Below are 23,522 nucleotides of genomic sequence, written 5' to 3'. Positions count from 1 at the left end.
TGGCAATGAGCGCTCGCAATGTCGCGGTCGTCGGCTTCGCCCACGCCCCGCATGTCCGCCGCACCGACGGCACCACCAACGGCGTCGAGATGCTGATGCCGTGCTTCGCCCAGTTGTATGAGGAGCTCGGCATTACCCGTGCCGATATCGGATTCTGGTGCTCAGGGTCCTCCGATTACCTGGCTGGCCGGGCATTTTCGTTTATCTCAGCGATCGACTCGATCGGGGCCGTGCCGCCGATCAACGAGTCACACGTCGAGATGGACGCGGCGTGGGCGGCCTACGAGGCTTACATCAAACTGCTGACCGGCGAAGTCGACACCGCGCTGGTCTACGGGTTCGGTAAGTCGTCGGCGGGAATCCTGCGCCGGATCTTGTCGCGCCAAACCGACCCCTACACGGTGGCGCCGCTGTGGCCGGACTCCGTGTCGATCGCCGCGCTGCAGGCCCGTCTTGGGCTCGAGGCCGAAAAGTGGAGTTTCGAGCAGATGGCCCGCGTCGCCTACGACTCGTTCGCGGTGGCGCAGCGCGTGGACCGGGTACCGTCGCCCAAGAGTCTTGAAGACCTTTTGGATCAACCGTTTTTCGCGGACCCGCTGCGGCGCCACGACATCGCACCGATCACCGACGGCGCTGCCGCCATCGTACTCGCCGCCGACGACCGCGCTCGCGAGCTGCGCGAAAACCCCGCCTGGATCACCGGTTTCGAGCACCGGATCGAATCCCCGGTGCTGGGCGCACGCGATCTCACGGTGTCACCGTCGACCACCGCGGCGACGAAGATCGCCACCGGGGACAAAATGCGCACGATCGATGTCGCCGAAATCCATGCTCCGTTCACCCACCAACACCTCATCCTCGCCGAGGCGATGCGGCTGCCGGCATCGGTCAAAGTGAACCCGTCGGGCGGCGCATTGGCAGCGAATCCGATGTTTGTCGCCGGTCTCGAGCGTATCGGTTTCGCCGCCCAACACATCTGGAACGGCTCGGCACGACGCGTGCTCGCACATGCCACCAGCGGGCCTGCGCTGCAACAGAATCTGGTCGCGGTTATGGAAAGGAAGAACTGATGGTGCGCCGGCGACGACGCAGAGCGCGCAGTGCGATGAGAAGGAGTAGCGCCGATGGCTAAGCAGCTCGCCGCAGTTCTGGGCACCGGGCAGACGAAATACGTCGCCAAGCGCCACGACGTGTCGATGAACGGCATGGTGCGCGAGGCCATCGACCGAGCGCTCGCCGACTCCGGCGCCACCTTCCACGATATCGACGCCGTCGTGGTCGGTAAGGCGCCCGACTTCTTCGAAGGCGTCATGATGCCGGAACTGTTCATGGCCGACGCCGTTGGTGCCACCGGCAAACCGATGATCCGGGTGCACACCGCCGGCTCGGTGGGCGGATCCACCGGAGTGGTGGCGGCCAGCCTGGTGCAGTCGGGCAAGTATCGCCGCGTGCTGGCGATGGCTTGGGAAAAGCAGTCCGAATCCAACGCCATGTGGGCGCTGTCCATTCCGGTGCCGTTCACCAAGCCCGTCGGCGCCGGGGCGGGCGGCTACTTTGCCCCGCACGTGCGGGCGTATATCCGCCGCTCGGGTGCGCCGACCCACATCGGCGCCCTGGTCGCGGTCAAAGACCGCCTCAACGGTGCCAAGAACCCGCTGGCGCACGTCCAGCAGCCCGACATCACGGTGGAGAAAGTACTGTCGTCCCAAATGCTTTGGGATCCAATCCGATTCGATGAAACCTGTCCGTCGTCAGACGGTGCGTGCGCGATGGTTATCGGTAACGAAGAGATCGCCGACCAGCGTGTGGCCGAGGGTCATCCGGTGGCTTGGATCCACGCCACTGCGCTGCGCACCGAGCCGTTGGCGTACGCCGGCCGCGACCAAGTCAACCCGCAGGCCGGCCGGGACTGCGCGGCCGCGCTGTGGAAAGCAGCGGGCATCACCAGCCCGATCGACGAAATCGACGCCGCCGAGATTTATGTACCGTTCTCGTGGTTCGAGCCGATGTGGCTGGAGAACCTCGGATTCACTCCCGAAGGCGAAGGCTGGAAGCTCACCGAAGCCGGCGAGACGGCGATCGGCGGGCGGCTGCCGGTGAACCCCTCCGGTGGCGTGCTGTCGTCGAACCCGATCGGTGCCTCCGGCCTGATCCGCTTCGCTGAGGCGGCCATCCAGGTGATGGGCAAGGGTGGGGCTCATCAGGTTCCGGGTGCCCGCAGAGCGCTGGGCCATGCCTACGGCGGTGGCTCGCAGTACTTCTCGATGTGGGTGGTGGGGGCCGACAAGCCATGAGCGGTCGCATGAAATACACATGCAGCATCGCGATGGGTCCCATCGACGAACTACTCGACATTGCGCGCACCGCCGAAGAAGTCGGCTTCGACTCGATCGCACTGCCGGATTCGCTCTTCTACATGGAGAAGGCCGCTGCCGACTATCCCTACACCGCGGACGGATCGCGGATGTGGGACGAGAACACGCCCTGGGTGGACCCGTTGATCGCCGCTGCCGCCATGGGTGCGGTGACCTCGACGCTGCGGTTCTACACCAACGTGATGAAGCTCGGTTCCCGCAACCCGCTGCTGCTGGCACGCCAAGTCGGCTCAGTCGCCAACCTCACCAACAACAGGTTCGGCTTTGGAGTCGGCATTGGCTGGGCGCCAGAGGAATTCGAATGGTGCGGCCAGCCCTACGAGCGCCGCGGGGCTAGGGTCGACGAGATGATCGAGGTCATCAGGCTGGTGCTGGGCGGCGGCATGGTCGAATTTCACGGCAAATTCTATGATTTCGACCGATTGCAGATGAGCCCGGCGCCATCGCAGCCGGTGCCTTTTTACGTCGGCGGGCACACCGAGCCGGCGCTCAGGCGGGCCGCGCGGGTCGGCGACGGCTGGACCAGCGCAATGATGACAGCCGAACAGCTCGCCAAGACCATCAGACGGCTGAATGACTTGCGCGTCGAATACGGTCGTGGCGATCGACCGTTCGAGTTTCAGGCCGTGTGCATCGACAGGTTCGGCGTCGACGGGCACCGCGAACTCGCCCAGATCGGCGTCACCGACAACATTGTCATCCCGTGGGTTCTCGATGGCCTGGGCTTCGACGCGCCGCTGGGCAAGAAACGCGACTCGCTGAAACGCTTCGCCGACACCTATATCCACTCCGGCTGGCAGGAGCGATCATGACCGAGCATCCTGCGCACGCCGCTGGTCGGCGCTCACGAGACGCGGTGCAGGCCAGGGACAAACAAGCTTGGCTGGAAGTGTTCGCCGACAACGCCATCGTCGAAGATCCGATCGGGCCGTCGCCTTTCGACCCCGCGGGCAAGGGGCACCGGGGCCGTGACGCGATCTCAGCATTCTGGGACAAGGCGATCGCGCCCACCGACAAGATCGAATTCAACTTCCGCGACACCTACCAGTGCGGCAACGAAGAGGCCAACGTCGGCAACATCGTCATCACCATGGGCGGACACCAGATCACCGCCGAAGGGGTTTTCACCTACAAGGTCGACGACGACGGCAAGCTGGTCGCCCTGCGCGCCTACTGGGAGATGGACCGGGCCGCCGCCACCGCGCGGCCGGTCTAGACGTCGAGCAGCGCTTAGGCACGCTGAGGCGGCCATTTCGTGCGAAATGGGTGGCTCAGCGTCTGCTTCGCCCACCCCTCGCCCAGCGTCGTTGCACGATCGACGGGAAAAACTGTAACGTGTTCTAGTTAGGGGCATCGAGTGGGAGGTGACAGGTGAGTACCGACAGTGTCGGCGTCCGCGACATCGATTCCGGCGCCCTGCCGACCAGGTACGCCCGTGGTTGGCACTGCCTGGGACCTGTCGCGGAGTTCTCAGACGGCGAACCGCACGCGATCGAGGCGTTCGGTACCAAGCTTGTCGTGTTCGCCGACTCGCACGGCGATCTGCACGTGCTGGACGGCTACTGCCGCCACATGGGCGGTGACCTCACCCAGGGCACCATCAAGGGTGATGAGATCGCCTGCCCGTTCCACGACTGGCGCTGGGGCGGCGACGGGCGCTGCAAACTCGTGCCCTACGCCAAGCGCACGCCACGCATGGCCCGCACCCGATCGTGGACCACCGATGTGCGCAGCGGCCTGTTGTTTGTCTGGCACGACGTGGAGGGCAACCCGCCGCCACCGGAAGTCCGCATCCCGGAAATCCCGGAGTGGGCCAGCGACGAGTGGACAGACTGGCGCTGGAATCGCGAGCTGATCCCGTCGAATTGCCGCGATATCATCGACAACGTCGTCGATATGGCGCACTTCTTCTACATCCACTTCGGGTTCCCGACGTATTTCAAGAACGTCTTCGAGGGCCACGTGGCCTCGCAGTACCTGCGCACCGTTGGCCGCCCGGATGTCGATCTGGGTGGCTCCAGCTACACCGGCGAGCAGATATTGGATTCGGAAGCTTCGTATTTCGGGCCGTCGTTCATGATCAACTGGTTGCACAACAACTACGGCGGCTACCAGGCCGAGTCAATCCTGATCAACTGCCACTACCCCGTCACGCAGAACTCGTTCATGCTGCAATGGGGCGTCATCGTCCAAAAACCCAAGGGCATGGACGAAGAGATGACCAACAAGCTCGCCGACGCGTTCACGGTCGGAGTCAGCAAGGGGTTTTTGCAGGACGTCGAGATCTGGAAGAACAAGGCGCGCATCGACAATCCGCTGCTGGTCGAGGAGGACGGCGCGGTGTATCAGTTGCGGCGCTGGTATGAGCAGTTTTATGTCGACGCCGCCGATGTCACCCCGGAGATGACCGACCGGTTCGAGATCGAGGTGGACACCACGAAAGCAAACGAGTTCTGGCACAAAGAGGTCGAAGAGAACCTGCGGCGCCGGGCCGAAGCAGAAGGACAGGCTGCCCAACCGTCACGATGAGCTCGCACAAAGATCCGAGCATCCCAGACGTCGACCAGCTGGCTCGATCGATGCTGGCACTGCATGGCGCTCACCGCGACGGCGGACCGCCGCGTCAGCCGGGGCAGCGCGCCTCAGCACCGCCCGCACCGGTTTTGGAGCCGCACCGCGCCGACGCGCTGCGTGAGGCGACCCAACGCGAGAGGGATCGATACCTCAGTTGGGGCCTACAACCGGTTGACTGCCGGTTCTGCCATGTCTCGGTGCTGGTCCGCAAGCTGGGGCCAGGACATACCTCGGTGCAATGGACTTCCGAAGGCACCCGGGGCTGTGCCTTCTTCGCACAAGTACGGGAAGCCGGTGGCGACACCGCACGCATTCCCACCTGCCCGAAGCTGGCCGACAGCATCGATCATGCGATCGCTGAAGGCATTCTGGAGCCGGCGCCGTCCACACCGCCTCCGTGCGATGGCGAGGACTGCAACGGATAGGGACCCGTCAGAGCCCGGCGAACTTTTCCTTGACCGACTCTGCCGTCAACCCGTAATCGGCAAGCGAATACCTGTGTTTAGGGGCGCGGGGGCCGGTTTGGCTTTCGGCGTGGGCCTTTTTCATGGCAGCCAGCGCCTCGTCGGTGAGCCTCAGCCCGAAGTGACGATAGATCGCCTGTACGGTACCAATCGGGTCGGCCACGAAATCGGCGTAGTCGACGTCGTAGAACTGAGCCGGATTGTATTTGGCGCGTTCGGCGTTGAAACGCTGCAGGCCCCGCGACCAGGTTTCCATTGCGTCGTAGCCAATCTGTGCGCCCACGAACGTGTTTGACCAGCCCTCGGTCGTGTGCTGCGCCAACGAGCACATCGAGGCCATGATCGTCTCGACCGGCCGATGTGTCTGGATCACCAGCGCGTCGGGATAGGTCGCCATGAGGGCGTCAAGAGCGAACAAATGGCTGGGGTTTTTCAACACCCACCGCTTGGCGGCGTCGTTGAGCCCGATCAGCTGAAGGTTTTTACGGTGCCTCTGGTACGCGGGTGTCCAGTCCTGCTGCGACAGCCATTGCGCATAAGTCGGTATGTGCGCCAAGGTTTCATAGGACACCGAATGAAACGACTGCCGCAGCAGCTGCCAGCATTCCTCGAGTTCGTCAGCGGCCATGAAATGCAGCCCGGTGTATTCCGGATTCTCCTGATGATGCCGGGTGAACCGCGCGTCAATTTCCCGATGGACCGGGTTAGATTCCCAGGTTTCGCGTGGCGGGCGGGGCTGCGGGTACTCGGTCAACCACATCTGTAAACCCTGATGGGCCGGATCGGCGCCCAGCAGCCGGTGCAGCGCCGTGGTCCCGGTGCGCACCAACCCGGTGACAAAGATCGGCCGCTCGATGACGACGTCGGCGTGCTCGGGGTACTGTTTCCAGGCCGCCTCGGACAACAACCGCGCCACCAGCGCACCACGCAGGAAGAACCGGTTCATCTTGCTGCCCAACGGCGTCAGGTCCGCCTCGCGGCGGTACGAGTCGAGCAAGACGGCTAGCGCTTCACGGTAGTTGTCGTCGTCGCTGCCGAAATCGTCCAACCCGGTGACCTTGGTGGCCGACTCGTGCAGTTCCTCGACCGTGCCGACATCGGTGCGCTCGGTCACGCCTTGTACTCTCCGCAGTTGACGTCCAGGGTCTGGCCGGTAATGCCGCTGGCCAGGTCGCTCGCCAAAAATATGATGGCCGAGGCGACTTCGTCCTCGGTCGGTAGCCGCTTGAGGTCGGAATTCGCAGCTGTGGCGGTGTAGATCTCCTCCACTGTCGTGCCGTACTTGCCAGCCTGATGCTCGAAGTAACTTTTCAGTGTCTGTCCCCAGATATAGCCCGGTGCAACAGAATTGACGCGAATGCCTTGCTCGCCTAGTTCGCTGGCCAGCGACTGCGACATCGCCAGCAACGCTGACTTGGCCATCTTGTAGGCGCCATACTTCGGCTGAGAGTGCCGGATCACCATAGAGTTGACGTTGACAATCGCACCTTTGGACTCTGCCAGCGCAGGCGTAAAGCCCTGGCTGAGCCGCAGCGCACCCAGCACCGTGAGCTCGATCGCGTCCCGGATATGCTGGAATGTGGTGTCGGCCAAAGGTTTCATCGACGGCACCCGGAACGCGTTGTTGATCAGCACGTCGACCTTGCCGTAGGCCGCCATTGTAGAGTCGACGAGGTTGGCCACCTGCTCGTCGTCGGTGATGTCGGTCGCGACCGCCACCGCACGGCGCCCGGTGTCGGTGATCTGCTTAGCGACGTCGTCCAGGCGTTCGGCGGTGCGGGCCGCCAGCACCAGATCCGCGCCGTCGTGCGCGCATCGGCGAGCCAGCGTGCTGCCCAGTGCGGGCCCTACACCGCTGATCACCACTACCTTGCCGTCAAGCAATCCGGCCATGGCTACCCCAGCATCCGGTTGGCAATTTGTCTTTGGCGCAGAGCTATTCGTGCGCGCCAGTCATCTTGGGAAATCTTGTTGTGCTCGTAATACGGCAGCGCGGCAGGAATCGTGTCGAAGTCAACGAGTTCGACGGTGGGCCCGTCGGCCTCGGTGAGCGCGCGTGACACTCGTTGCCACCGAAACTGCAGAAAGCCGCGCCGGTGACCGAGCGTCTCCACCCAGTTGGTAACGCCGGGATTCTGGCCGGCGACCACGATGCGGATCTTGCCGTCCGGATCAGCTTGGGCCTGAGTGGCGTTCAGCGACGTCTGATGGTTGATGTAGTCCAGCGAGATGTACCACATGCTGCCCAGCTGGAAGCCCAGATAGGGCGCGTCGCTGACCGGCACCGTAATGATCAGCGCCTGATCGGCCGACAACTCGAAATGCCCGGCCGAGGAGTACTGGGTAGCCAGCCCACCCGGCGTCAGGCGGGGCGGCACCATGGTATTAACCGGGATGTTGAGGTAGAACCACTGCGGGAATTGCAGCCACGCCTTCACCCGTTGAACCAACTGCTTTCCTGCTGTGGCATAACGCTTTTCCAGCGTTGCGCGGCTCAGCGGCGGCGGTGCGGTGCCGACGGTGTCGAGTCGCGAGATCGCCAGCGTCCCCCGCTGTTGGGACCAGTCGCCGTACACCTCGCGGATCACCAGTTGCCCGGCAGTGGCTGGGCGCAGTCGCCACTCGAAGCTGCCGTCCTCGGCGATCTCGAGTTCGCGGTCGTCGAACGCCACCTGGCTGGCCGGCACATTGTTGTCAGTGTATTCGCCGCCGAGCAGCTGAAAGCTCAAATCGGTGGTCGTGCCGCGCCGGCCGGTGACGACATAGTCGTGGTCGGGAAGCACGCGGGTGCCGAAATAGAGGGTGTCCGGGTTGTCCAGGCCCATCTTGGTGAAGGGCCCGGTTCCCGACAGCAGGAACGGGTGGTCGCGCTCGTAGTTGAATGCCATGTGCGTGCAGGCTTCGATGCAGCCGGCCAAATATTGCAATCCTTCGAGCAGGTCGGCTTCGGTCTCGATGTGAGGAGCGGCGGCGACGAGTTTCTCTGCCTCGACGATCGCGGAAACCAGCGGCTCAGAAAAGGACGCATCGGACACGACTAGACGCTAGAACGTGTTCCTATTTTGAGTCAATGGCGAACATCCTCGCGCGTCGTGCGCGAGGATCAACGACGACGCCCGCTCACTACGGTGCGCATTGCTGCGATAGGTCGATCAAATGCTGCCGCACATCCGGATGCCGGTTCAGGTAGTCGATGATGCTGCCGTTGTTGCCCTCCGCTTGCGCCCTGGCTTGCAGCTGTTGGTGGAGGTCAGGGTGCTTTTGCAGGTACTGGTCAATAGAGTCGCCGACGGTCTGGTCGCACTGCGGATCTGCGGTGGCCGTGCCCGCCAGGGGCAGCGCGATCACCGTCGCGGCGGTCGCGGTTAGTAGCCCGCCCGCAAGCAAGCTATACCCGCTGCGACGAGCGCCGACTGTCTTGGATGTGCTCATGCGGCAAGGTTACTCGCGCGACCTTTGCGCGGCCCGTGCGTGCGATTTGTCAGGAGCGGCAGTTGCGCGCAGTTCAGTGCGTGACGACCTGACCCTGCTCCTGTTCGCGCTTGATTTCCAGCGCGATGTCGATGAGCTGGTCTTCTTGGCCGCCGATGAGTTTGCGCTGGCCGGCCCGGTACAGCAGCGCCGATGCGGGCACGTCGTAGCGCTCGGCCTGGCGCACGGCATGCTTGAGGAAGCTGGAGTAGACCCCGGCGTAGCCCATGATCAGCGCGTTGCGGTCGAGCAGGCATTCGGCCGGCATGGCCGGGCGCACCACGTCTTCGGCGGCATCGGCGATCTCGAAGAAGTCGATGCCGGTTTTCACGCCGATCTTGTCGAACACCCCGATCAGCGCCTCGACCGGAGCGTTGCCCGCCCCCGCCCCGAAGCGCCGGCACGACCCGTCGATCTGCTTGGCCCCCGCACGCACGGCCTCCACCGAGTTGGCGACCCCGAGGCCGAGGTTTTCATGCCCGTGAAAGCCCACCTGGGCGTCCTCGCCAAGTTCGGCTACCAGCGCCGCAACCCGGTCGCGCACGCCTTCGAGCACCAGCGCGCCGGCCGAGTCGACGACGTAGACGCACTGACAGCCCGCGTCGGCCATGATCCGGGCCTGCGCGGCCAGTTTCTCCGGCGGAATGGTGTGGGCCATCATCAAAAACCCGACCGTTTCCAGGCCAAGCTCTCGGGCCAGCCCGAAATGCTGGATCGACACGTCGGCCTCGGTGCAATGGGTGGCAATCCGGCAGATCGACCCGCCGTTGTCCTGGGCTTCTTTGATGTCGTCTTTGGTGCCCACCCCGGGCAGCATCAAAAACGCGATCCTGGCGTCTTTGGCGGTGTCGGCGGCCAGCTTGATCAGCTCTTGCTCGGGAACCTTGGAGAACCCGTAGTTGAACGACGACCCGCCCAGGCCGTCACCGTGGGTCACCTCGATCACCGGAACCCCGGCCGCGTCCAGCGCCGCCACGATAGCGCGGACTTCGTCTTTGCTGAACTGGTGGCGTTTGTGGTGCGACCCGTCCCGCAGCGAGGTGTCGGTGATCCGGACGTCCCAGATAGTCATCGCGTGCCTCCTGCAACCGACAGCGTTTCCTTGGCGATCTCCTCGCCGACCTTGGTCGCCGCCGCGGTCATGATGTCCAGATTGCCCGCATACGGCGGCAGGTAATCGCCGGCGCCCTCGACCTCGATGAAGGTCGTGACCACTGCCCGGCCACCCGAATTCAACGACGGCTCGTCGAACTGCGGCTCGTTGAGCAGCCGGTATCCCGGCACGTAGGTCTGCACCTCATCGACGACCTGGTGGATGGATTTGGCGATCGCGTCGCGGTCGGCGTCCTCGGGGATGGCGCAGAAGATGGTGTCACGCATAATCATCGGCGGCTCAGCCGGATTCAGGATGATGATCGCCTTGCCGCGCTGCGCGCCGCCAATGGTCTCCACACCGCGGGCGGTGGTCTTGGTGAACTCGTCGATGTTGGCCCGGGTGCCCGGCCCGGCCGACACCGAAGCAACCGAAGCAACGATCTCCGCGTAGGGCACTTGGACGACGCGTGACACCGCGTACACGATCGGGATCGTGGCCTGCCCGCCGCAGGTAATCATGTTGACGTTCGGCGCATCGAGGTGCTCGCGCAGATTCGCCGGCGGAATCACGGCCGGGCCGACCGCGGCGGGCGTCAAATCGATGGCCCGGATCCCGGCCTCGGCGTATTTGGGTGCGGCCGCCTTGTGCACGTAGGCGCTGGTGGCCTCGAACAACAGGTCCGGTTTCTCCGGCTGGGCCAGCAGCCAGTCGATGCCCTCATGGGTAGTCTCCAAACCCAGCTTGCGGGCGCGGGCCAGTCCCTCGGACTCCGGGTCGATGCCCACCATCCAGCGCGGCTCCAGCCACTGCGAGCGCAGCAGTTTGTAGAGCAGGTCGGTGCTGATGTTGCCCGACCCGACGATCGCGACCGAGGCTTTGGATGGCATGAACGCTCCTCTACTCGAACGACAACCGCACCGACCCCAGGCCGTCGAACTCCGCGACGAACGTATCGCCGGGCCGGGCGTCGACGGCCCGGGTACACGAGCCGGGCAACACGATGTCACCTGCTCGCAGCCGTACACCGAAGCTTTCCACCTTGCGGGCCAGCCATGCCACGGCCGTGACCGGATTGCCCAGCACGGCGTCGCTGCGACCCTTGGCCACCACCTCACCGTTGCGCGCCAGCACCGCTTCGACGCCGGTGATGTCGACGTCAACGGGCGCCACCCGCTGCCCGCCGAGCACAAAGCCGGCCGAGGACGCGTTGTCGGCGATGGTGTCGCACAACGCGATGTTCCAGTCGGTGATCCGGGTGTCGATCAACTCGATCGCCGGGACCAACGCGGCCGTCGCACCCAGCACGTCGTCCTCGCTGCACCCCGCGCCGGGCAGATCGGCGGCCAAGATGAAACCGACTTCGACCTCGACCCGCGGATACAGATACTTCGCCGTCCGGACCGGGGTGTGCTCGAACACCTGCATCTCGTCGAGCAAATGCCCGTAGTCGGGCTCGTCAACCCCCATCATCTGCTGCATCGCCAACGACGACAGCCCCACTTTGTGGCCCACCACCCGAGCACCCGCGGCCACCCGCCGACGGATATTTATCAACTGGATCTCGTAAGCGTCGACGACGTCAATCTGCGGGTGGACCGACGTCAACGGGGCGATCGGCTCACGGCTGCACTCCGCCCTCGCCAGATCGGCGGCCAACGCTTCGCGGATGGCGGCTGAAAGCATGAACCGAAGTCCCCTCGTGGGTGTGACCGGGGCAGTAGCGCCCGACGCTGGCAATTCTATAACGTGTTCTACATGACAGCTCAGGAGTTCGACGTCGTCGTGGTCGGCAGCGGCGGCGCCGGCATGGTCGCCGCCCTTACCGCCGCCCACCGTGGCCTTTCGACAATAGTCATCGAAAAGGCCCCGCACTACGGTGGGTCGACCGCCCGATCCGGTGGCGGCGTGTGGATTCCCAACAACGAGGTCCTCAAGCGCGACGGCGTCCGCGATACCCCCGAAGCTGCCCGTCGCTACCTGCACGGAATCATCGGAGGCGTCGTCGAACCGGAGCGCATCGACACCTACCTGCAACGCGGCCCCGAGATGCTGTCGTTCGTGCTGAAGCACACACCGCTGAAGATGTGCTGGGTGCCGGGCTACTCCGACTACTACCCTGAGGCCGACGGGGGCCGCCCCGGTGGCCGCTCGATCGAGCCGAAACCGTTCGACGCCAACAAACTCGGCCCTGATTTGCCCGGGTTGGAGCCGCCGTACAGCAAGGTGCCGATGAATGTTGTTGTGATGCAACAGGATTATGTGAGACTCAACCTGCTGAAGCGTCACCCGAAGGGGTTTTTACGCAGTATGCGAGTGGCAGCCCGCACCTTCTGGGCCAAGGCGACTGGCAAGAATCTAGTCGGGATGGGTCGTGCGTTGGTTGCCCCGCTTCGGATCGGGTTGCGGCAGGCGGGGGTACCCGTACTGCTCAACACGGCCTTGACCGATCTCTATGTCGAAGACGGCGCGGTGCGTGGCGTGTACGTGCGCGATACCAGTGCGTCCGAATCGGCGGAGCCACGGCTGATCAAGGCGAGGCGCGGCGTCATCTTGGCCTGCGGCGGATTCGAACGCAACGAGCAGATGCGGGTCAAATACCAGCGTGCCCCGATCAACGCCGACTGGACGGTGGGCGCGGCCGCCAATACCGGCGATGGAATTGTGGCTGCTGAAAAGCTCGGCGCCGCTTTGGATTTAATGGAGGACGCATGGTGGGGTCCGACAATCCCGCTGCCCAACGGGCCGTGGTTCGCGCTGTCCGAGCGCAACGCGCCCGGCTCGATCATCGTCAACTCGGCCGGCCACCGCTTTATGAACGAAGCGTTGCCGTATGTCGAGGCCACCCACCGGATGTACGGCGGCAAATGGGGTCAGGGCCCAGGGCCGGGTGAGAACATTCCGGCGTGGATGATCATGGACCAGCAGTGCCGCGACCGGTATCTGTTCGCTGGCTTGCAAGGCGGGCAACGCATCCCACGCAAATGGCTGGAATCCGGTGTTGTGGTGCTGGCCGATACCATTCCAGAGCTGGCCGAGAAAATCGGCGTGGATGTCGACGGGCTGGTGCGCACCGTAGAACGGTTCAACGGATTCGCCCGTACCGGCGTCGACGAGGACTTCCACCGGGGGGAAAGCGCCTACGACCGCTACTACAGCGATCCCACCAACAAGCCCAACCCGAGCCTGGGCGAGCTGAAACATCCGCCCTACTACGCGGTCAAGATGGTGCCAGGTGATCTGGGCACCAAGGGCGGCATCCGCACCGATGTCCACGGTCGTGCGCTGCGCGACGACGGCAGCGTCATCGAGGGGCTCTACGCCGCAGGTAACGTCAGCGCCCCGGTAATGGGACACACCTACCCCGGCCCAGGCGGAACCATCGGTCCGGCAATGACATTCGGCTACCTGGCAGCGTTGCATATCGCTGAATCACGTGCAGGAGGCGCTTAGCGATGCCCATCGATCCGGCTGTTGCACTTGGTGCCGAATTCGGGGCTGTTGAATTCTCGTGGACGGCAACGGATGTGCAGCTCTACAACCTGGCTCTGGGGGCCGGCGCAGACCCGGTCAGCCCACGTGAGCTCAGCTACGTGCGTGACCATACTCCCCAGGTTCTGCCGACATTCGGCTGCGTGGCGGCGTCGTTTCACCAGATCGAGCCACCGAAGGTCAGCTGGCCAGGCGTCCAGATCGACCTGGCGAAGATCCTGCATGCCTCCGAGCAAGTGAGCGTGCCGGCCCCACTGCCGCCGACGGGCAGCGCTCGTGCTCTCAGCAAAATCGTCGAGGTATGGGACAAGGGCAAGGCCGCGGTGGTCGTGCTGGAGACATCGGTGACCACGTCGGACGGAGCCTTGTTGTGGACGCAGCGGCGCTCGATTTTCGCCCGCGGCGAGGGCGGATTCGGCGGCGAGCGCGGGCCCTCAGGGGGCGGGTCGTCAGTCGCGGCGCCGGAGCGGGCGCCGGACATCGAGGTCGACATCCCGGTGCTGCCGCAGCAGGCGCTGCTGTACCGGCTCTGCGGCGACCGCAATCCGCTGCATTCCGATCCCGAATTCGCCGCCGCTGCAGGCTTTCCGCGCCCGATCCTGCACGGGTTATGCACCTACGGCATGACGTGCAAGGCGATGGTCGACACTGTACTCGATGGCAATGCCGGTGCCGTCGCTTCCTACGGCGCACGGTTTTCCGGTGTCGCGTTCCCTGGTGAAAAGCTCAGCGTCGCGATTTGGAAAGACGACGACCGATTGTTGGCCAGTGTGGTGGCGCCCGCCCGCGACAACTCGGTGGTGCTCAGCGGGGTAGAGTTGGTGCCGGCGTGAGTTCCTGTCCGGCCGAGCGTGACGCTGCGGTCACGATCGAATGCGGGGGTGACTGCACTGTCACGTTCGGTGAGCAAGCGCGGCGCGGACACGGCGGATGATGTCGGCCGGCCGATCAGTCGTCACGACCCGGACGACGATCCAGCCACGACGCTCTAACATCTCCAGCCGACGGATGTCCCAGAAGTATTGGGACCGATCGCTGCGGTGATGGTCGCCGTCGTACTCGACGGCGACCTTGGCGTCTTCCCACCCCATATCCAGATAGGCGATCACGTCGCCGAAGCCGCTGTAGACCGGGATCTGGGCCTGCGGTCTGGGTAGACCGGCCTGCATCAGGATCACCCGCAGCCAGCTTTCCTTCGGTGACTGGGCACCGGCATCCACGAGCTCTAGTGATTCTCGAGCCTGCTGAAGACCTCGTCGGCCCCGGTGACGCTGGACAAGCAAGTCGACATCGGCGAGTTTGAGTTCGCATGCGCGGGCCAGTGCGTCGATGGCAGGTACTGCCGTCAGGGTGGGATACCAACATGCGAGATCTAGCGCTGTTCTTGGCGGCGTGGTGACCGGAATGCCGTCGATAAGCCGGACTTCGTCGGGCTGAAGGTGATCGCCCCATACCTGGATACCGGGCAGTCGATGCCGGTTGTCGTGAATTAGCTCCGCTGGCTGACGAGCATCCACCCACTTGCTGCCGTACAGGGCAGACGCCGAGAATCCCGCGACCACGCCGCGCCGCCGCGACCACAACCATCCGGCTTTCGCACGCACTGCCGCAGTCAGCTCCGTGCCGCCGCTGACATAGACATCGCGGAACACGCGCCTATACCGGCGGCGCAGCTCGTTGTGGGTGGTCACGCCGGAAATCACTGCCTCACTGCCGATAAACGGTTCCCCCATGACCGGCCAGCGTGCCAGGGCACGGGAACCTAGTCACTTCAGAGTGACGTTGCAGTCACGTTCGAAGCCGAGCGTGACTGTAGCGTCACGTTCGAGCGGGAAGGGCGAGAAATCGTTAGCCCAGAATGAGGCCGGACGTCGGCACACCGGTGCCGGCGGTCACCAAGACATGCTCGACGTTCGGGACCTGGTTCACCGAGGTGCCCCGAAGTTGGCGCACCCCTTCGGCGATGCCGTTCATGCCGTGAATGTAGGCTTCGCCGAGCTGCCCGCCATGTGTGTTGATGGGCAGCCGGCCCCCGATCTCGATCGCGCCGTCGGCGATGAAGTCCTTGGCTTCGCCTTTGCCGCAGAAACCGAGCTCCTCCAACTGGATCAGCGTGAACGGGGTGAAGTGGTCGTAGAGGATCGCGGTCTGGATATCCTCGGGCCCCAGACCGGACTGCGCCCAGAGTTGCCGGCCGACCAAGCCCATCTCGGGTAGGCCGTCGAGCTCGGGCCGGTAGTAACTGACCATCGTGTACTGGTCGGGGCTGGAGCCTTGAGCGGCGGCCTCAACAACGGCCGGCCGGTGCTTGAGATCCTTGGCACGTTCGACCGACGTCACCACGATCGCGACGGCGCCATCGGTCTCCTGGCAGCAGTCCAGCAGCCGCAGGGGCTCAGCGATCCAGCGCGAATTCTGGTGATCCTCAATCGTTATCGGCTTTTCGTAGAAGTAAGCCTTTGGATTCCTGGCGGCGTGTTTGCGGTCCGCCACCGAGATCACACCGAAGTCGCGGCTGGTCGCTCCCGACAGGTGCATGTAACGCCTGGCGATCATCGCGACCTGCGCGGCCGGCGTGGATAAACCGTGCGGATACGAGAACGAGTTGTCCACACCGGTGGAATCGGCGTTCTCTGTCAGTCGGGTCTGTACCTGGCCGAATCGCATTCCGGAGCGCTCGTTAAATGCCCGATACGCCACAACAACATTGGCCACCCCGGTGGCGACGGCAATCGCCGCCTGCTGGATGATCGCGCACGCCGCGCCGCCGCCGTAATGAACCTTGGAGAAGAACGTCAACTCGCCGATGCCTGCCGCCCGCGCGACGGCGATCTCGGTGTTGCTGTCCATCGTGAACGTGGTCAGCCCGTCGACGTCGGACGGGCTCAGCCCGGCGTCATCAAGTGCGTCTTGAACTGCCTCGGCGGCCAGCCGCAGTTCACTGCGGCCGGAGTCTTTTGAAAAGTCGGTGGCGCCAATCCCGACGATCGCCGCCTTACCCGACAGCATCCGCACCGCCCAAGGCCAGCGTGGCCGTGGCGATAACATGATCGCCAAGACTGTTGCGGCCCATCACACTCACTGTGATCACTCCATCTTCGATCGCGGTCACTTCGCCTGAGAAGGTCACCGTGTCGTAGGCATACCACGGCACGCCCAGCCGCAGCGAAATCGACTTGATCAGCGCCGACGGGCCCGCCCAGTCGGTCACATACCGCTGCACCAGCCCGGTATCGGTCAAGATGTTGACGAAGATGTCCTTCGAGCCTTTGGCCTGTGCCTTGTCCCGGTCGTGGTGCACGTCTTGAAAGTCACGGGTGGCCAACGCCGACGAGATGATGAAGGTCGGATCGCCGTAGATCGACAGCTCCGGCAGCTTGGTCCCGACGTCCACCGCTGGGGCACTCATGCTTGCGGCTCCCAGGCGTAAAGTGTCCACGCGGGACCGCTGTTGCTGGCCGGAAAGTCGAGATAGATTGCACGAACGGGCATTCCGATTTCTACCTTCGCCGGGTCGACATTGCGCAGCTCGCCGAGCATGCGGACACCCTCTTCCAGCTCGACCAGCGCGACGACGAACGGGGGCGTCCGGCCGGGCACTTTCGGCGCGTGGTGCACCACATAGCTGAACACCGTGCCTTTGCCGCTGGCCACCACATAGTCGATCGGCGCTTGTTTGTCTTGCCAAACGGCCGGCACCGGGGGGTGCTGCAGGCTGCCGTCCGGGCGGCGCTGGATTCGCAGCTCGTGAGCGTTGACGCCGTCCCAGAAGAACTTCGTGTCATGCGACGCTGCCGGTCGCATCAGAGCCTCCGGATCCAGATCCTCTGGCACCGCTGGCCTTTCGGCATCCTTCGGCCGGAATTTTAGTATACGCCAGTTCATTTCGGCCACATCTTCGTCGCCGACCTGCCACACGATGTGCTGGTTGATGAACCAGCCTTCGCCTAAAGCGGTCTGCTTTGGCCCAATCACATCGCCGAGTTCAGCGCTGACACTGACTTCTTCGCCCGGGCGCAGATACCGGTGATAGGTCTGCTCGCAGTTGGTCGCCACCACCCCGACGTAACCGGCGTCGTCGAAGAGTTGGATGATCCGGCCCAGCGGATCGTCGTCGGGGCGGACACCACCCAGACCCACCATGGTCCATACCTGAATCATGGCTGGCGGCGCCACAATTCCGGGATGACCGACGGCACGGGCGGCTGCCTCGTCGACGTAGATGGGGTTGCGGTCGCCGATGGCCTCGACCCAGTTGTTGATCATCGGCTGGTTTACCGGGTCGCGGCCCACCCGTGGCTTGCTGCGCCCAGCCGCCTTGACCTGTGCAACGGCTTCCCGGATATCGCTCACCCCGGTCATCGCGGCACCCTCGGCACCTTGAGACCCGCGGCGGCGATCATTTCCCGCATCACCTCGTTGACACCGCCGCCGAACGTGATAACCAGGTTACGTTTGGTCTGCACGTCCAACCACTCCAGCAGCTCGGCCGTCTCGGGCTCGGCGGGGTTGCCGAACCGGCCGACGACCTCCTCGGCAAGCCGGCCGATCGCTTGAACACGTTCGGTGGAAAAGACTTTCGTTGCTGCGGCGTCCGCAACGTCGATGGTCTCCCCTGCGGCGGCCACCTGCCAGTTCAGCAACTCGTTGATGCGCCACACCGCGTGCATCTCGCCGAGCGCCCGGCGTACGTCTGCATGGTCGATCGGGGCCACACCGTCGGCCCGCGGCTTGGCGGCCCAGGCGTGCACCCGATCGTAGATGCCGGCGATGCGCCCAGCCGGGCCGAGCATCACCCGCTCGTGGTTGAGCTGAGTGGTGATCAGCCGCCAGCCGTCGTTCTCCTTGCCGACCAGCATATCGACCGGCACCCGCACATCACTGTAGTAGCTGACGTTGGTGTGATGAGCGCCATCGTTGCTGATGATCGGGGTCCACGAGTATCCGGGATCCTTGGTGTCGACGATCAGGATCGAAATACCCTTGTGTTTCGGTGCATTCGGATCGGTGCGGCACGCTAGCCAGATGTAGTCTGCTTCGTGTGCGCCGGTGGTGAAGATCTTCTGGCCGTTGACGACGTAGTGGTCGCCGTCGCGGACCGCGGTGGTGCGCAGTGACGCCAGGTCGGTGCCGGCCTCCGGCTCGGTGTAGCCGATCGCGAAATGTATTTCACCGGCCAGGATCGCCGGCAGGAACTTCTTCTTCTGCTCTTCGGTGCCGTACACCTGCAGCGTGGGGCCGACCGTTTGCAGCGTCACGTACGGCAGCTGCACGTCGGCCCGGGACGCCTCGTTGACGAAGATCTGCTGCTCGAGAGGCCCGAAGCCGCGTCCGCCGTACTCTTTGGGCCAGCCCACACCCAGCCAGCCGTCACGGCCCATGCGCCGCACCACTTCCTGGTAGGCCTTGCCGTGCCGGTCGGTCTTCATCTCCTCCGCTTCTTCGGGCGTGAGCAGCGTCGAGAAGTATTGCCGCAGTTCGGCTTGCAGCTGGCGCTGTTCGGGGGTCAGGTCGATGAACATTGCGCTCCCACCAAATCGTCTGGGTCGCGACCCGCTGCGCCCGGCTTCGCCGCGCTTGCGATCGCCACCAGGTCAAGACGGTGCGACCGTCCGCCCAGTAACCGGTTCAGGTCCTTGATCGTGGAGTAGTACCGGGTCATCGGGTAGGTGATGTCGACCCCGATACCGCCATGCAAGTGGTGACAGGTTTGCATCACCGGCGGCGCCTGCGACGTCACCCAATATCCGAGCACGTCGAGGTCGGCGTCGGCATCAAGGCCCTCGGCAAGACGCCAGACCACGGATTTGGCAGCCAAATCAATTGTGCGCGAGGCGATATAAATTTCGGCGAGTTGCGCGGCGACAGTCTGAAACGTCGACAGCGGTTTGCCGAACTGGTGCCGGTTGGCCACGTAGTCGGCGGTGAGCCGCAGCGCTCCGGCCACCAGCCCATCGGCATAGGCGCCGATCATCGCCAGCGCCAGCTGATTGACCCGATGGACAGCAGCACCGGTCAACACGTCCTGTTCGGGGACCGGCACGTCGAAAAACGTGACGGTGTATTCCTCGCTGCCATTGGACGTCGGGGTGCGGACCAGCTCGACACCGGCGGCCTTCGGCGACACCACGACGACGGCACTGTCGGTGGTGACGATCATCCACTCGGCCCGATCGGCATACCCGACACCCACCTTGGTTCCCGACAGGCGGCTATGCACGAACGTCGTGGCCGGCCGCTCAGGCAGTGCGGCACCTGGTTCATTCAACGCGGCGGTCAGCACCGTCCCGTTAGCCACGCCGGCCAGGTAGCGGTCTTGCTGAGCCTCGGACGCCAAATCCAGCAGTGGCACCACACCGAATCCCAAGGTAGCCAATGCCGGCGTGATGACGCCGTGCCGGCCCAGCTCGGTCAGCGCGGTTGCGACCTCGGCCAGGCCGACGCCGTCGCCGCCCAACCGTTCCGGCACCGGCAGCGCCGTCACACCGCGATCGACCAGCGCCTGCCAGGTCGAATCTCGTTGCAGCACTGAGGTAACCACATCGGCGACAGCCCGCTGCGCCGCGTCAGGTGTGAAGTCCATCAGCGCTCGACCGGGCACTTGCCGGTGTAGTCGACCTGCCAGTGCTTGATGCCGTTCAGCCACCCGGAGCGCAGCCGCTCGGGCTCCGAGATCGGTTTCAGGTCGGGCATGTGGTCGGCCACCGCGTTGAAAATCAGCTCGATCGTCATCCGGGCCAAGTTAGCACCGATGCAGTAGTGCGCCCCGGTGCCCCCGAACCCGACGTGCGGGTTGGGATCCCGCAGGATATTGAAGGTGTACGGATCGTCGAAGACCTCTTCGTCGAAGTTGGCCGAGCGGTAGAACATCACCACCCGCTGGCCCTTCTTGATCTGCACGCCGGACAGTTCGTAGTCCCGCAGCGCGGTGCGCTGGAAACAGGTCACCGGGGTGGCCCAGCGGACGATCTCATCAACCGCGGTCTGCGGACGCTCCTTTTTGAACAGCTCCCACTGGTCGGGGTGTTCAGAAAACGCGATCATGCCGTGGGTGATGGAGTTTCGGGTGGTCTCGTTGCCGGCCACCGCGAGCATCACCACGAAGAAGCCGAACTCGTCGTCGGACAGCTTCTCGCCGTCGATGTCGGCCTGGATCAGTTGCGTGACGATGTCCTCGCCCGGATTCTTGGCCTTTTCCTCAGCCATCTGCATCGCGTACATGATCAGCTCGGCCGACGACGCCTTGGGATCGATGTCGGCATACTCGGGATCCTCGTTGCCGGTCATCTCGTTCGACCAGCGGAACAACTTGTCGCGGTCCTCCTGCGGCACCCCGAGCAGGTCGGCGATGGCTTGCAGCGGCAGCTCGCACGACACCTGCTCGACGAAGTCACCGGCGCCCTGGCCGGCGGCCGTCTTGGCGATGTGTTGTGCCCGCCGGTTGAGCTCGTCGCGCAGCCGGCCGATGGCCCGCGGGGTGAAGCCGCGGGAGATGATCTTGCGCAGCCGGGTGTGGTGCGGCGCGTCCATGTTGAGCATCACGAACCGCTGCACCTCGATGTCCTCGCGCGCCATGTCGTCGGGGAAGCGCGGAATCACGCAGTTCTCGTAGCTGGAGAAGACGTCGCTGCGCAGCGACACCTCCTTGACGTCCTTGTGCTTGGTGATCGCCCAGTAGCCGCCGTCGTGGAAGCCGCCACCCTTGCCCGGCGCCTGTTCGATCCAGCGGATCGGCTCCGCTTTGCGCAGCTCGGCGAACTCCTTGACCGGCAGGCCCTTGACGTTGATGTCGGGGTCGAGGAAGTCGAACCCGGGGGCTAGATTCGCGGTAGGCATCGGTGGGCTCCTCATTACAACGTGTTCTAGTGCCAGTAAAACATGGCTCCACCACAGACGAAAGGCGCGAAAGCATCCTCGCTTGTCAGAGTAATGAAACGTGTTCTAGCCTAGCGGCATGGGTAAGCCGGTAATTGTCGAAGCCACCCGCAGCCCGATCGGGAAACGCAACGGATGGCTGTCGGGCCTGCATGCCACCGAACTGCTCGGTGCGGTGCAAAAGGCGCTTGTGCAGAAGGCCGGCATCGATGCCGGTGACGTCGAGCAGGTCATCGGCGGCTGCGTGACGCAGTATGCCGAGCAGTCCAACAACATCACCCGCACGTCCTGGCTGACCGTTGGCCTGCCCGAGCACGTCGGCGCCACCACCGTCGACTGCCAATGCGGCAGCGGGCAGCAGGCCAATCATTTGGTCGCGGGGCTCATCGCCGCGGGTGCCATCGACATCGGCATTGCCTGCGGCATCGAAGCGATGAGCCGGGTCGGGCTCGGCGCTAATGCGGGCCCGGAGCGCAACTGGCGAGCCGAGTCGTGGGACATCGATTTGCCCAACCAGTTCGAGGCCGCCGAGCGGATCGCCAAGCGGCGCGGCATCAGTCGACGAGACATCGACGAGTTCGGGCTGCAATCCCAGCTAAAGGCCAAACGGGCCTGGGACGAGGGCCGCTTCGACCGCGAAGTGTCGCCGGTCGAGGCGCCGGTGCTCGACGAGAACAAGCATCCCACCAGCGAGCGGCACATGGTGTCACGCGACCAGGGGTTGCGCGACACCACGCTGGAGGGCTTGGCTCAGTTGAAGCCGGTGCTGGACGGCGGTATTCACACCGCGGGCACGTCGTCGCAGATCTCCGACGGCGCGGCCGCGGTGTTGTGGATGGACGAAGACAAGGCCAAGGCGCTGGGATTCAAACCGCGCGCCCGGATCGTCAGCCAGGCGCTGGTCGGCGCCGAGCCGTACTACCACCTGGACGGCCCGGTGCAGTCGACGGCCAAGGTGCTGGAGAAGGCCGGCATGAAGATCGGCGACATCGACCTGGTCGAGATCAACGAGGCATTCGCCTCGGTGGTGCTGTCCTGGGCACGGGTGCACAACCCCGACATGGCCCGGGTCAACGTCAACGGCGGTGCGATCGCACTGGGTCATCCGGTGGGCTGCACCGGCAGCCGGCTGTTCACCACCGCGCTGCACGAGCTGGAGCGCAGCGACCAGAACACCGCGCTGATCACCATGTGCGCCGGAGGGGCCTTGTCGACCGGCACCATCATCGAGCGGATCTAGTGGTCGCTGAAGCCGATCGGATTGCCGCCGCGCAGTCCTACATCGACGCGCTGGTCAGCCATGACGCCGACGCGGTGCCGTTTGCGCCGAGCTGCGTGCGGATCGAGCAGGGGGTGCGGACCGGGCTTTCCGGAAACCATTTGCGCCGCAGCCTAAATCGTGGCTTGCAGTTCCGGCTGATCGCAGCGGCCACTCGACCGGCGTACACGGTCGTTGGCGACGAGGTGCGGGCGGTGTACGACGTGGTCACCAAACCCCGGCTGTTCGGCCGACAAGTTGCAGCGCGGATCGACGAGACATTCCTGATTCCGGCCGACGACGGATTGATCCACCACATCAGGGCGCGGTTCCGGCCCTACCTCCGACGAACGTAGGATCTCGCTCATGCCTTCGAAATCACCACCGCGGTTTCTCAATTCGCCGTTCACCGATTTCGTCATGAAGTGGATGTCGCGCGTCAACACCTTCCTGTACCGCCGCGGCGGCGGCGAGGGTTTCGGCGGCACGTTCCAGAAACGTCCGGTTGCGCTGTTGACCACCACCGGCCGCAAAACCGGGCAACCGCGGGTAAGCCCGCTGCTTTACATGCGCGACGGCGATCGTGTCATTTTGGTTGCATCCCGGGGCGGTTCGGCAAAAAACCCGATGTGGTACCTCAACCTCAAGGCCAACCCCAAGGTTCAGGTACAGATCAAAAAAGAAGTGCTCAACCTGACCGCGCGGGACGCCACCGACGAGGAGCGCGACAAGTACTGGCCGCGGCTGGTGGAGATGTATCCCTCGTACGAGGACTACCAGTCCTGGACCGACCGGAAAATCCCGGTTGTCGTCTGCGAGCCGTAGACCGGTGCGCGGACCAGCCGAGCAATCAAACCCGGCGCTGGCGTTGCCGAGCGTGTAGCCACGGCGAAAAAACGGGGGAGATTTCGCCACTGGTG

General features: G+C 64.3%; 25 protein-coding genes. 11 read left to right on the top strand and 14 right to left on the bottom strand.

Annotated features, from left to right (window positions below; genetic code table 11):
• Positions 1-5: 5 nt before the first annotated feature.
• From MHEC_RS02400 to MHEC_RS02375, 6 genes are all read left to right on the top strand, one after another.
• Positions 6-1,070, top strand: coding sequence for a thiolase domain-containing protein (locus MHEC_RS02400; RefSeq protein WP_048891150.1), 1,065 nt, complete (start codon positions 6-8; stop codon positions 1,068-1,070).
• Between the two features lie 54 nt (positions 1,071-1,124).
• The gene (locus MHEC_RS02395; RefSeq protein ID WP_048891149.1) at positions 1,125-2,294 is read left to right on the top strand and encodes a thiolase domain-containing protein; all 1,170 of its coding nucleotides are present in this window, start codon (positions 1,125-1,127) and stop codon (positions 2,292-2,294) included.
• Positions 2,295-2,302: 8 nt separating this feature from the next.
• Positions 2,303-3,187, top strand: coding sequence for a TIGR03619 family F420-dependent LLM class oxidoreductase (locus MHEC_RS02390; protein ID WP_048891148.1), 885 nt, complete (start codon positions 2,303-2,305; stop codon positions 3,185-3,187).
• Entirely contained in the window at positions 3,184-3,591 is a 408-nt protein-coding gene (locus tag MHEC_RS02385) for a nuclear transport factor 2 family protein (RefSeq protein ID WP_048891147.1), read from the top strand. The genes MHEC_RS02390 and MHEC_RS02385 overlap by 4 nt, the downstream gene beginning before the upstream one ends.
• 155 nt (positions 3,592-3,746) lie before the next feature.
• The gene (locus tag MHEC_RS02380; protein WP_048891146.1) at positions 3,747-4,904 is read left to right on the top strand and encodes a Rieske 2Fe-2S domain-containing protein; all 1,158 of its coding nucleotides are present in this window, start codon (positions 3,747-3,749) and stop codon (positions 4,902-4,904) included.
• Positions 4,901-5,374: a hypothetical protein gene (locus MHEC_RS02375; RefSeq protein ID WP_048891145.1), complete on the top strand. Its 474-nt coding sequence runs from the start codon at positions 4,901-4,903 to the stop codon at positions 5,372-5,374. The genes MHEC_RS02380 and MHEC_RS02375 overlap by 4 nt, the downstream gene beginning before the upstream one ends.
• 7 nt (positions 5,375-5,381) lie before the next feature.
• Here the strand turns inward: MHEC_RS02375 and MHEC_RS02370 are convergent, their stop codons facing one another.
• The 7 genes from MHEC_RS02370 to MHEC_RS02340 all read right to left on the bottom strand — a co-directional run bounded on the left by MHEC_RS02370 (position 5,382) and on the right by MHEC_RS02340 (position 11,663).
• The gene (locus MHEC_RS02370) at positions 5,382-6,527 is read right to left on the bottom strand and encodes a sulfotransferase family protein (RefSeq protein WP_048891144.1); all 1,146 of its coding nucleotides are present in this window, start codon (positions 6,525-6,527) and stop codon (positions 5,382-5,384) included.
• Positions 6,524-7,306 carry an SDR family oxidoreductase gene (locus MHEC_RS02365; RefSeq protein ID WP_048891143.1) on the bottom strand — a complete coding sequence of 261 codons (783 nt, stop codon included), beginning with the start codon at positions 7,304-7,306 and terminating at the stop codon, positions 6,524-6,526. The genes MHEC_RS02370 and MHEC_RS02365 overlap by 4 nt, the downstream gene beginning before the upstream one ends.
• Before the next feature lie 2 nt (positions 7,307-7,308).
• Positions 7,309-8,448: a hypothetical protein gene (locus tag MHEC_RS02360; RefSeq protein ID WP_048891142.1), complete on the bottom strand. Its 1,140-nt coding sequence runs from the start codon at positions 8,446-8,448 to the stop codon at positions 7,309-7,311.
• An 88-nt stretch (positions 8,449-8,536) separates the two neighbouring features.
• Positions 8,537-8,845 carry a hypothetical protein gene (locus MHEC_RS02355; RefSeq protein WP_048891141.1) on the bottom strand — a complete coding sequence of 103 codons (309 nt, stop codon included), beginning with the start codon at positions 8,843-8,845 and terminating at the stop codon, positions 8,537-8,539.
• Positions 8,846-8,918: 73 nt separating this feature from the next.
• A complete protein-coding gene (gene dmpG, locus MHEC_RS02350; RefSeq protein ID WP_048891140.1) occupies positions 8,919-9,956 on the bottom strand; it encodes a 4-hydroxy-2-oxovalerate aldolase in 1,038 nt (345 codons plus the stop codon).
• A complete protein-coding gene (locus MHEC_RS02345) occupies positions 9,953-10,867 on the bottom strand; it encodes an acetaldehyde dehydrogenase (acetylating) (RefSeq protein ID WP_048891139.1) in 915 nt (304 codons plus the stop codon). Before MHEC_RS02345 ends, dmpG begins: the two co-directional genes overlap by 4 nt.
• Before the next feature lie 10 nt (positions 10,868-10,877).
• On the bottom strand, positions 10,878-11,663 hold the full coding sequence (locus MHEC_RS02340; protein WP_048891138.1) for a 2-keto-4-pentenoate hydratase: 786 nt from the start codon (positions 11,661-11,663) through the stop codon (positions 10,878-10,880).
• Positions 11,664-11,735: 72 nt separating this feature from the next.
• Between MHEC_RS02340 and kstD the strand changes: the two genes are divergently transcribed.
• Positions 11,736-13,430 (top strand): 3-oxosteroid 1-dehydrogenase, encoded by a 1,695-nt coding sequence (kstD, locus tag MHEC_RS02335; RefSeq protein WP_048891205.1) that lies wholly within the window; start codon positions 11,736-11,738, stop codon positions 13,428-13,430.
• Between the two features lie 2 nt (positions 13,431-13,432).
• Positions 13,433-14,302: a MaoC/PaaZ C-terminal domain-containing protein gene (locus MHEC_RS02330; RefSeq protein WP_048891137.1), complete on the top strand. Its 870-nt coding sequence runs from the start codon at positions 13,433-13,435 to the stop codon at positions 14,300-14,302.
• 60 nt (positions 14,303-14,362) lie between these two features.
• Here the strand turns inward: MHEC_RS02330 and MHEC_RS02325 are convergent, their stop codons facing one another.
• The 7 genes from MHEC_RS02325 to MHEC_RS02295 form a co-directional block, all read right to left on the bottom strand.
• The gene (locus MHEC_RS02325; protein ID WP_048891136.1) at positions 14,363-15,202 is read right to left on the bottom strand and encodes a hypothetical protein; all 840 of its coding nucleotides are present in this window, start codon (positions 15,200-15,202) and stop codon (positions 14,363-14,365) included.
• A 115-nt stretch (positions 15,203-15,317) separates the two neighbouring features.
• A complete protein-coding gene (locus MHEC_RS02320) occupies positions 15,318-16,478 on the bottom strand; it encodes a lipid-transfer protein (RefSeq protein ID WP_048891135.1) in 1,161 nt (386 codons plus the stop codon).
• Positions 16,465-16,878 carry a MaoC family dehydratase gene (locus tag MHEC_RS02315; RefSeq protein ID WP_048891134.1) on the bottom strand — a complete coding sequence of 138 codons (414 nt, stop codon included), beginning with the start codon at positions 16,876-16,878 and terminating at the stop codon, positions 16,465-16,467. Before MHEC_RS02315 ends, MHEC_RS02320 begins: the two co-directional genes overlap by 14 nt.
• Positions 16,875-17,831 carry a bifunctional MaoC family dehydratase N-terminal/OB-fold nucleic acid binding domain-containing protein gene (locus MHEC_RS02310; RefSeq protein ID WP_099868925.1) on the bottom strand — a complete coding sequence of 319 codons (957 nt, stop codon included), beginning with the start codon at positions 17,829-17,831 and terminating at the stop codon, positions 16,875-16,877. The genes MHEC_RS02315 and MHEC_RS02310 overlap by 4 nt, the downstream gene beginning before the upstream one ends.
• Positions 17,828-18,991, bottom strand: a complete 1,164-nt coding sequence (gene fadE29 / locus MHEC_RS02305) for an acyl-CoA dehydrogenase FadE29 (RefSeq protein WP_048891133.1) — start codon at positions 18,989-18,991, stop codon at positions 17,828-17,830. Before fadE29 ends, MHEC_RS02310 begins: the two co-directional genes overlap by 4 nt.
• A complete protein-coding gene (locus MHEC_RS02300) occupies positions 18,976-20,052 on the bottom strand; it encodes an acyl-CoA dehydrogenase family protein (protein ID WP_048891132.1) in 1,077 nt (358 codons plus the stop codon). The genes fadE29 and MHEC_RS02300 overlap by 16 nt, the downstream gene beginning before the upstream one ends.
• Positions 20,052-21,305, bottom strand: coding sequence for a cytochrome P450 (locus MHEC_RS02295; protein WP_048891131.1), 1,254 nt, complete (start codon positions 21,303-21,305; stop codon positions 20,052-20,054). The genes MHEC_RS02300 and MHEC_RS02295 overlap by 1 nt, the downstream gene beginning before the upstream one ends.
• Before the next feature lie 118 nt (positions 21,306-21,423).
• Between MHEC_RS02295 and MHEC_RS02290 the strand changes: the two genes are divergently transcribed.
• The 3 genes from MHEC_RS02290 to MHEC_RS02280 are packed head-to-tail and all read left to right on the top strand — an operon-like array spanning position 21,424 to position 23,427.
• Positions 21,424-22,584, top strand: coding sequence for a steroid 3-ketoacyl-CoA thiolase (locus MHEC_RS02290; RefSeq protein WP_048891130.1), 1,161 nt, complete (start codon positions 21,424-21,426; stop codon positions 22,582-22,584).
• On the top strand, positions 22,584-22,958 hold the full coding sequence (locus MHEC_RS02285) for a hypothetical protein (protein WP_048891129.1): 375 nt from the start codon (positions 22,584-22,586) through the stop codon (positions 22,956-22,958). Before MHEC_RS02290 ends, MHEC_RS02285 begins: the two co-directional genes overlap by 1 nt.
• Before the next feature lie 10 nt (positions 22,959-22,968).
• Positions 22,969-23,427 carry a nitroreductase family deazaflavin-dependent oxidoreductase gene (locus MHEC_RS02280; RefSeq protein WP_048891128.1) on the top strand — a complete coding sequence of 153 codons (459 nt, stop codon included), beginning with the start codon at positions 22,969-22,971 and terminating at the stop codon, positions 23,425-23,427.
• Positions 23,428-23,522: the final 95 nt, after the last annotated feature.

The organism is Mycobacterium heckeshornense (assembly GCF_016592155.1).
Classification (GTDB): Bacteria; Actinomycetota; Actinomycetes; order Mycobacteriales; family Mycobacteriaceae; genus Mycobacterium; species Mycobacterium heckeshornense.
This window is presented reverse-complemented; position numbering and strand designations above follow the sequence as displayed.

What these genes read in the sequence shown, in the direction of transcription:
- fadE29 (WP_048891133.1), bottom strand. Translation starts at nt 18,991, where the DNA reads ATGTTCATCGACCTGACCCCCGAACAGCGCCAGCTGCAAGCCGAACTG.
- MHEC_RS02395 (WP_048891149.1), top strand. Translation starts at nt 1,125, where the DNA reads ATGGCTAAGCAGCTCGCCGCAGTTCTGGGCACCGGGCAGACGAAATAC.
- MHEC_RS02290 (WP_048891130.1), top strand. Translation starts at nt 21,424, where the DNA reads ATGGGTAAGCCGGTAATTGTCGAAGCCACCCGCAGCCCGATCGGGAAA.
- MHEC_RS02310 (WP_099868925.1), bottom strand. Translation starts at nt 17,831, where the DNA reads ATGACCGGGGTGAGCGATATCCGGGAAGCCGTTGCACAGGTCAAGGCG.
- MHEC_RS02280 (WP_048891128.1), top strand. Translation starts at nt 22,969, where the DNA reads ATGCCTTCGAAATCACCACCGCGGTTTCTCAATTCGCCGTTCACCGAT.
- MHEC_RS02390 (WP_048891148.1), top strand. Translation starts at nt 2,303, where the DNA reads ATGAAATACACATGCAGCATCGCGATGGGTCCCATCGACGAACTACTC.
- MHEC_RS02400 (WP_048891150.1), top strand. Translation starts at nt 6, where the DNA reads ATGAGCGCTCGCAATGTCGCGGTCGTCGGCTTCGCCCACGCCCCGCAT.
- MHEC_RS02300 (WP_048891132.1), bottom strand. Translation starts at nt 20,052, where the DNA reads ATGGACTTCACACCTGACGCGGCGCAGCGGGCTGTCGCCGATGTGGTT.
- MHEC_RS02325 (WP_048891136.1), bottom strand. Translation starts at nt 15,202, where the DNA reads ATGGGGGAACCGTTTATCGGCAGTGAGGCAGTGATTTCCGGCGTGACC.
- MHEC_RS02340 (WP_048891138.1), bottom strand. Translation starts at nt 11,663, where the DNA reads ATGCTTTCAGCCGCCATCCGCGAAGCGTTGGCCGCCGATCTGGCGAGG.
- kstD (WP_048891205.1), top strand. Translation starts at nt 11,736, where the DNA reads ATGACAGCTCAGGAGTTCGACGTCGTCGTGGTCGGCAGCGGCGGCGCC.
- MHEC_RS02315 (WP_048891134.1), bottom strand. Translation starts at nt 16,878, where the DNA reads ATGAGTGCCCCAGCGGTGGACGTCGGGACCAAGCTGCCGGAGCTGTCG.
- MHEC_RS02385 (WP_048891147.1), top strand. Translation starts at nt 3,184, where the DNA reads ATGACCGAGCATCCTGCGCACGCCGCTGGTCGGCGCTCACGAGACGCG.
- MHEC_RS02320 (WP_048891135.1), bottom strand. Translation starts at nt 16,478, where the DNA reads ATGCTGTCGGGTAAGGCGGCGATCGTCGGGATTGGCGCCACCGACTTT.
- MHEC_RS02330 (WP_048891137.1), top strand. Translation starts at nt 13,433, where the DNA reads ATGCCCATCGATCCGGCTGTTGCACTTGGTGCCGAATTCGGGGCTGTT.
- dmpG (WP_048891140.1), bottom strand. Translation starts at nt 9,956, where the DNA reads ATGACTATCTGGGACGTCCGGATCACCGACACCTCGCTGCGGGACGGG.
- MHEC_RS02355 (WP_048891141.1), bottom strand. Translation starts at nt 8,845, where the DNA reads ATGAGCACATCCAAGACAGTCGGCGCTCGTCGCAGCGGGTATAGCTTG.
- MHEC_RS02345 (WP_048891139.1), bottom strand. Translation starts at nt 10,867, where the DNA reads ATGCCATCCAAAGCCTCGGTCGCGATCGTCGGGTCGGGCAACATCAGC.
- MHEC_RS02295 (WP_048891131.1), bottom strand. Translation starts at nt 21,305, where the DNA reads ATGCCTACCGCGAATCTAGCCCCCGGGTTCGACTTCCTCGACCCCGAC.
- MHEC_RS02365 (WP_048891143.1), bottom strand. Translation starts at nt 7,306, where the DNA reads ATGGCCGGATTGCTTGACGGCAAGGTAGTGGTGATCAGCGGTGTAGGG.
- MHEC_RS02375 (WP_048891145.1), top strand. Translation starts at nt 4,901, where the DNA reads ATGAGCTCGCACAAAGATCCGAGCATCCCAGACGTCGACCAGCTGGCT.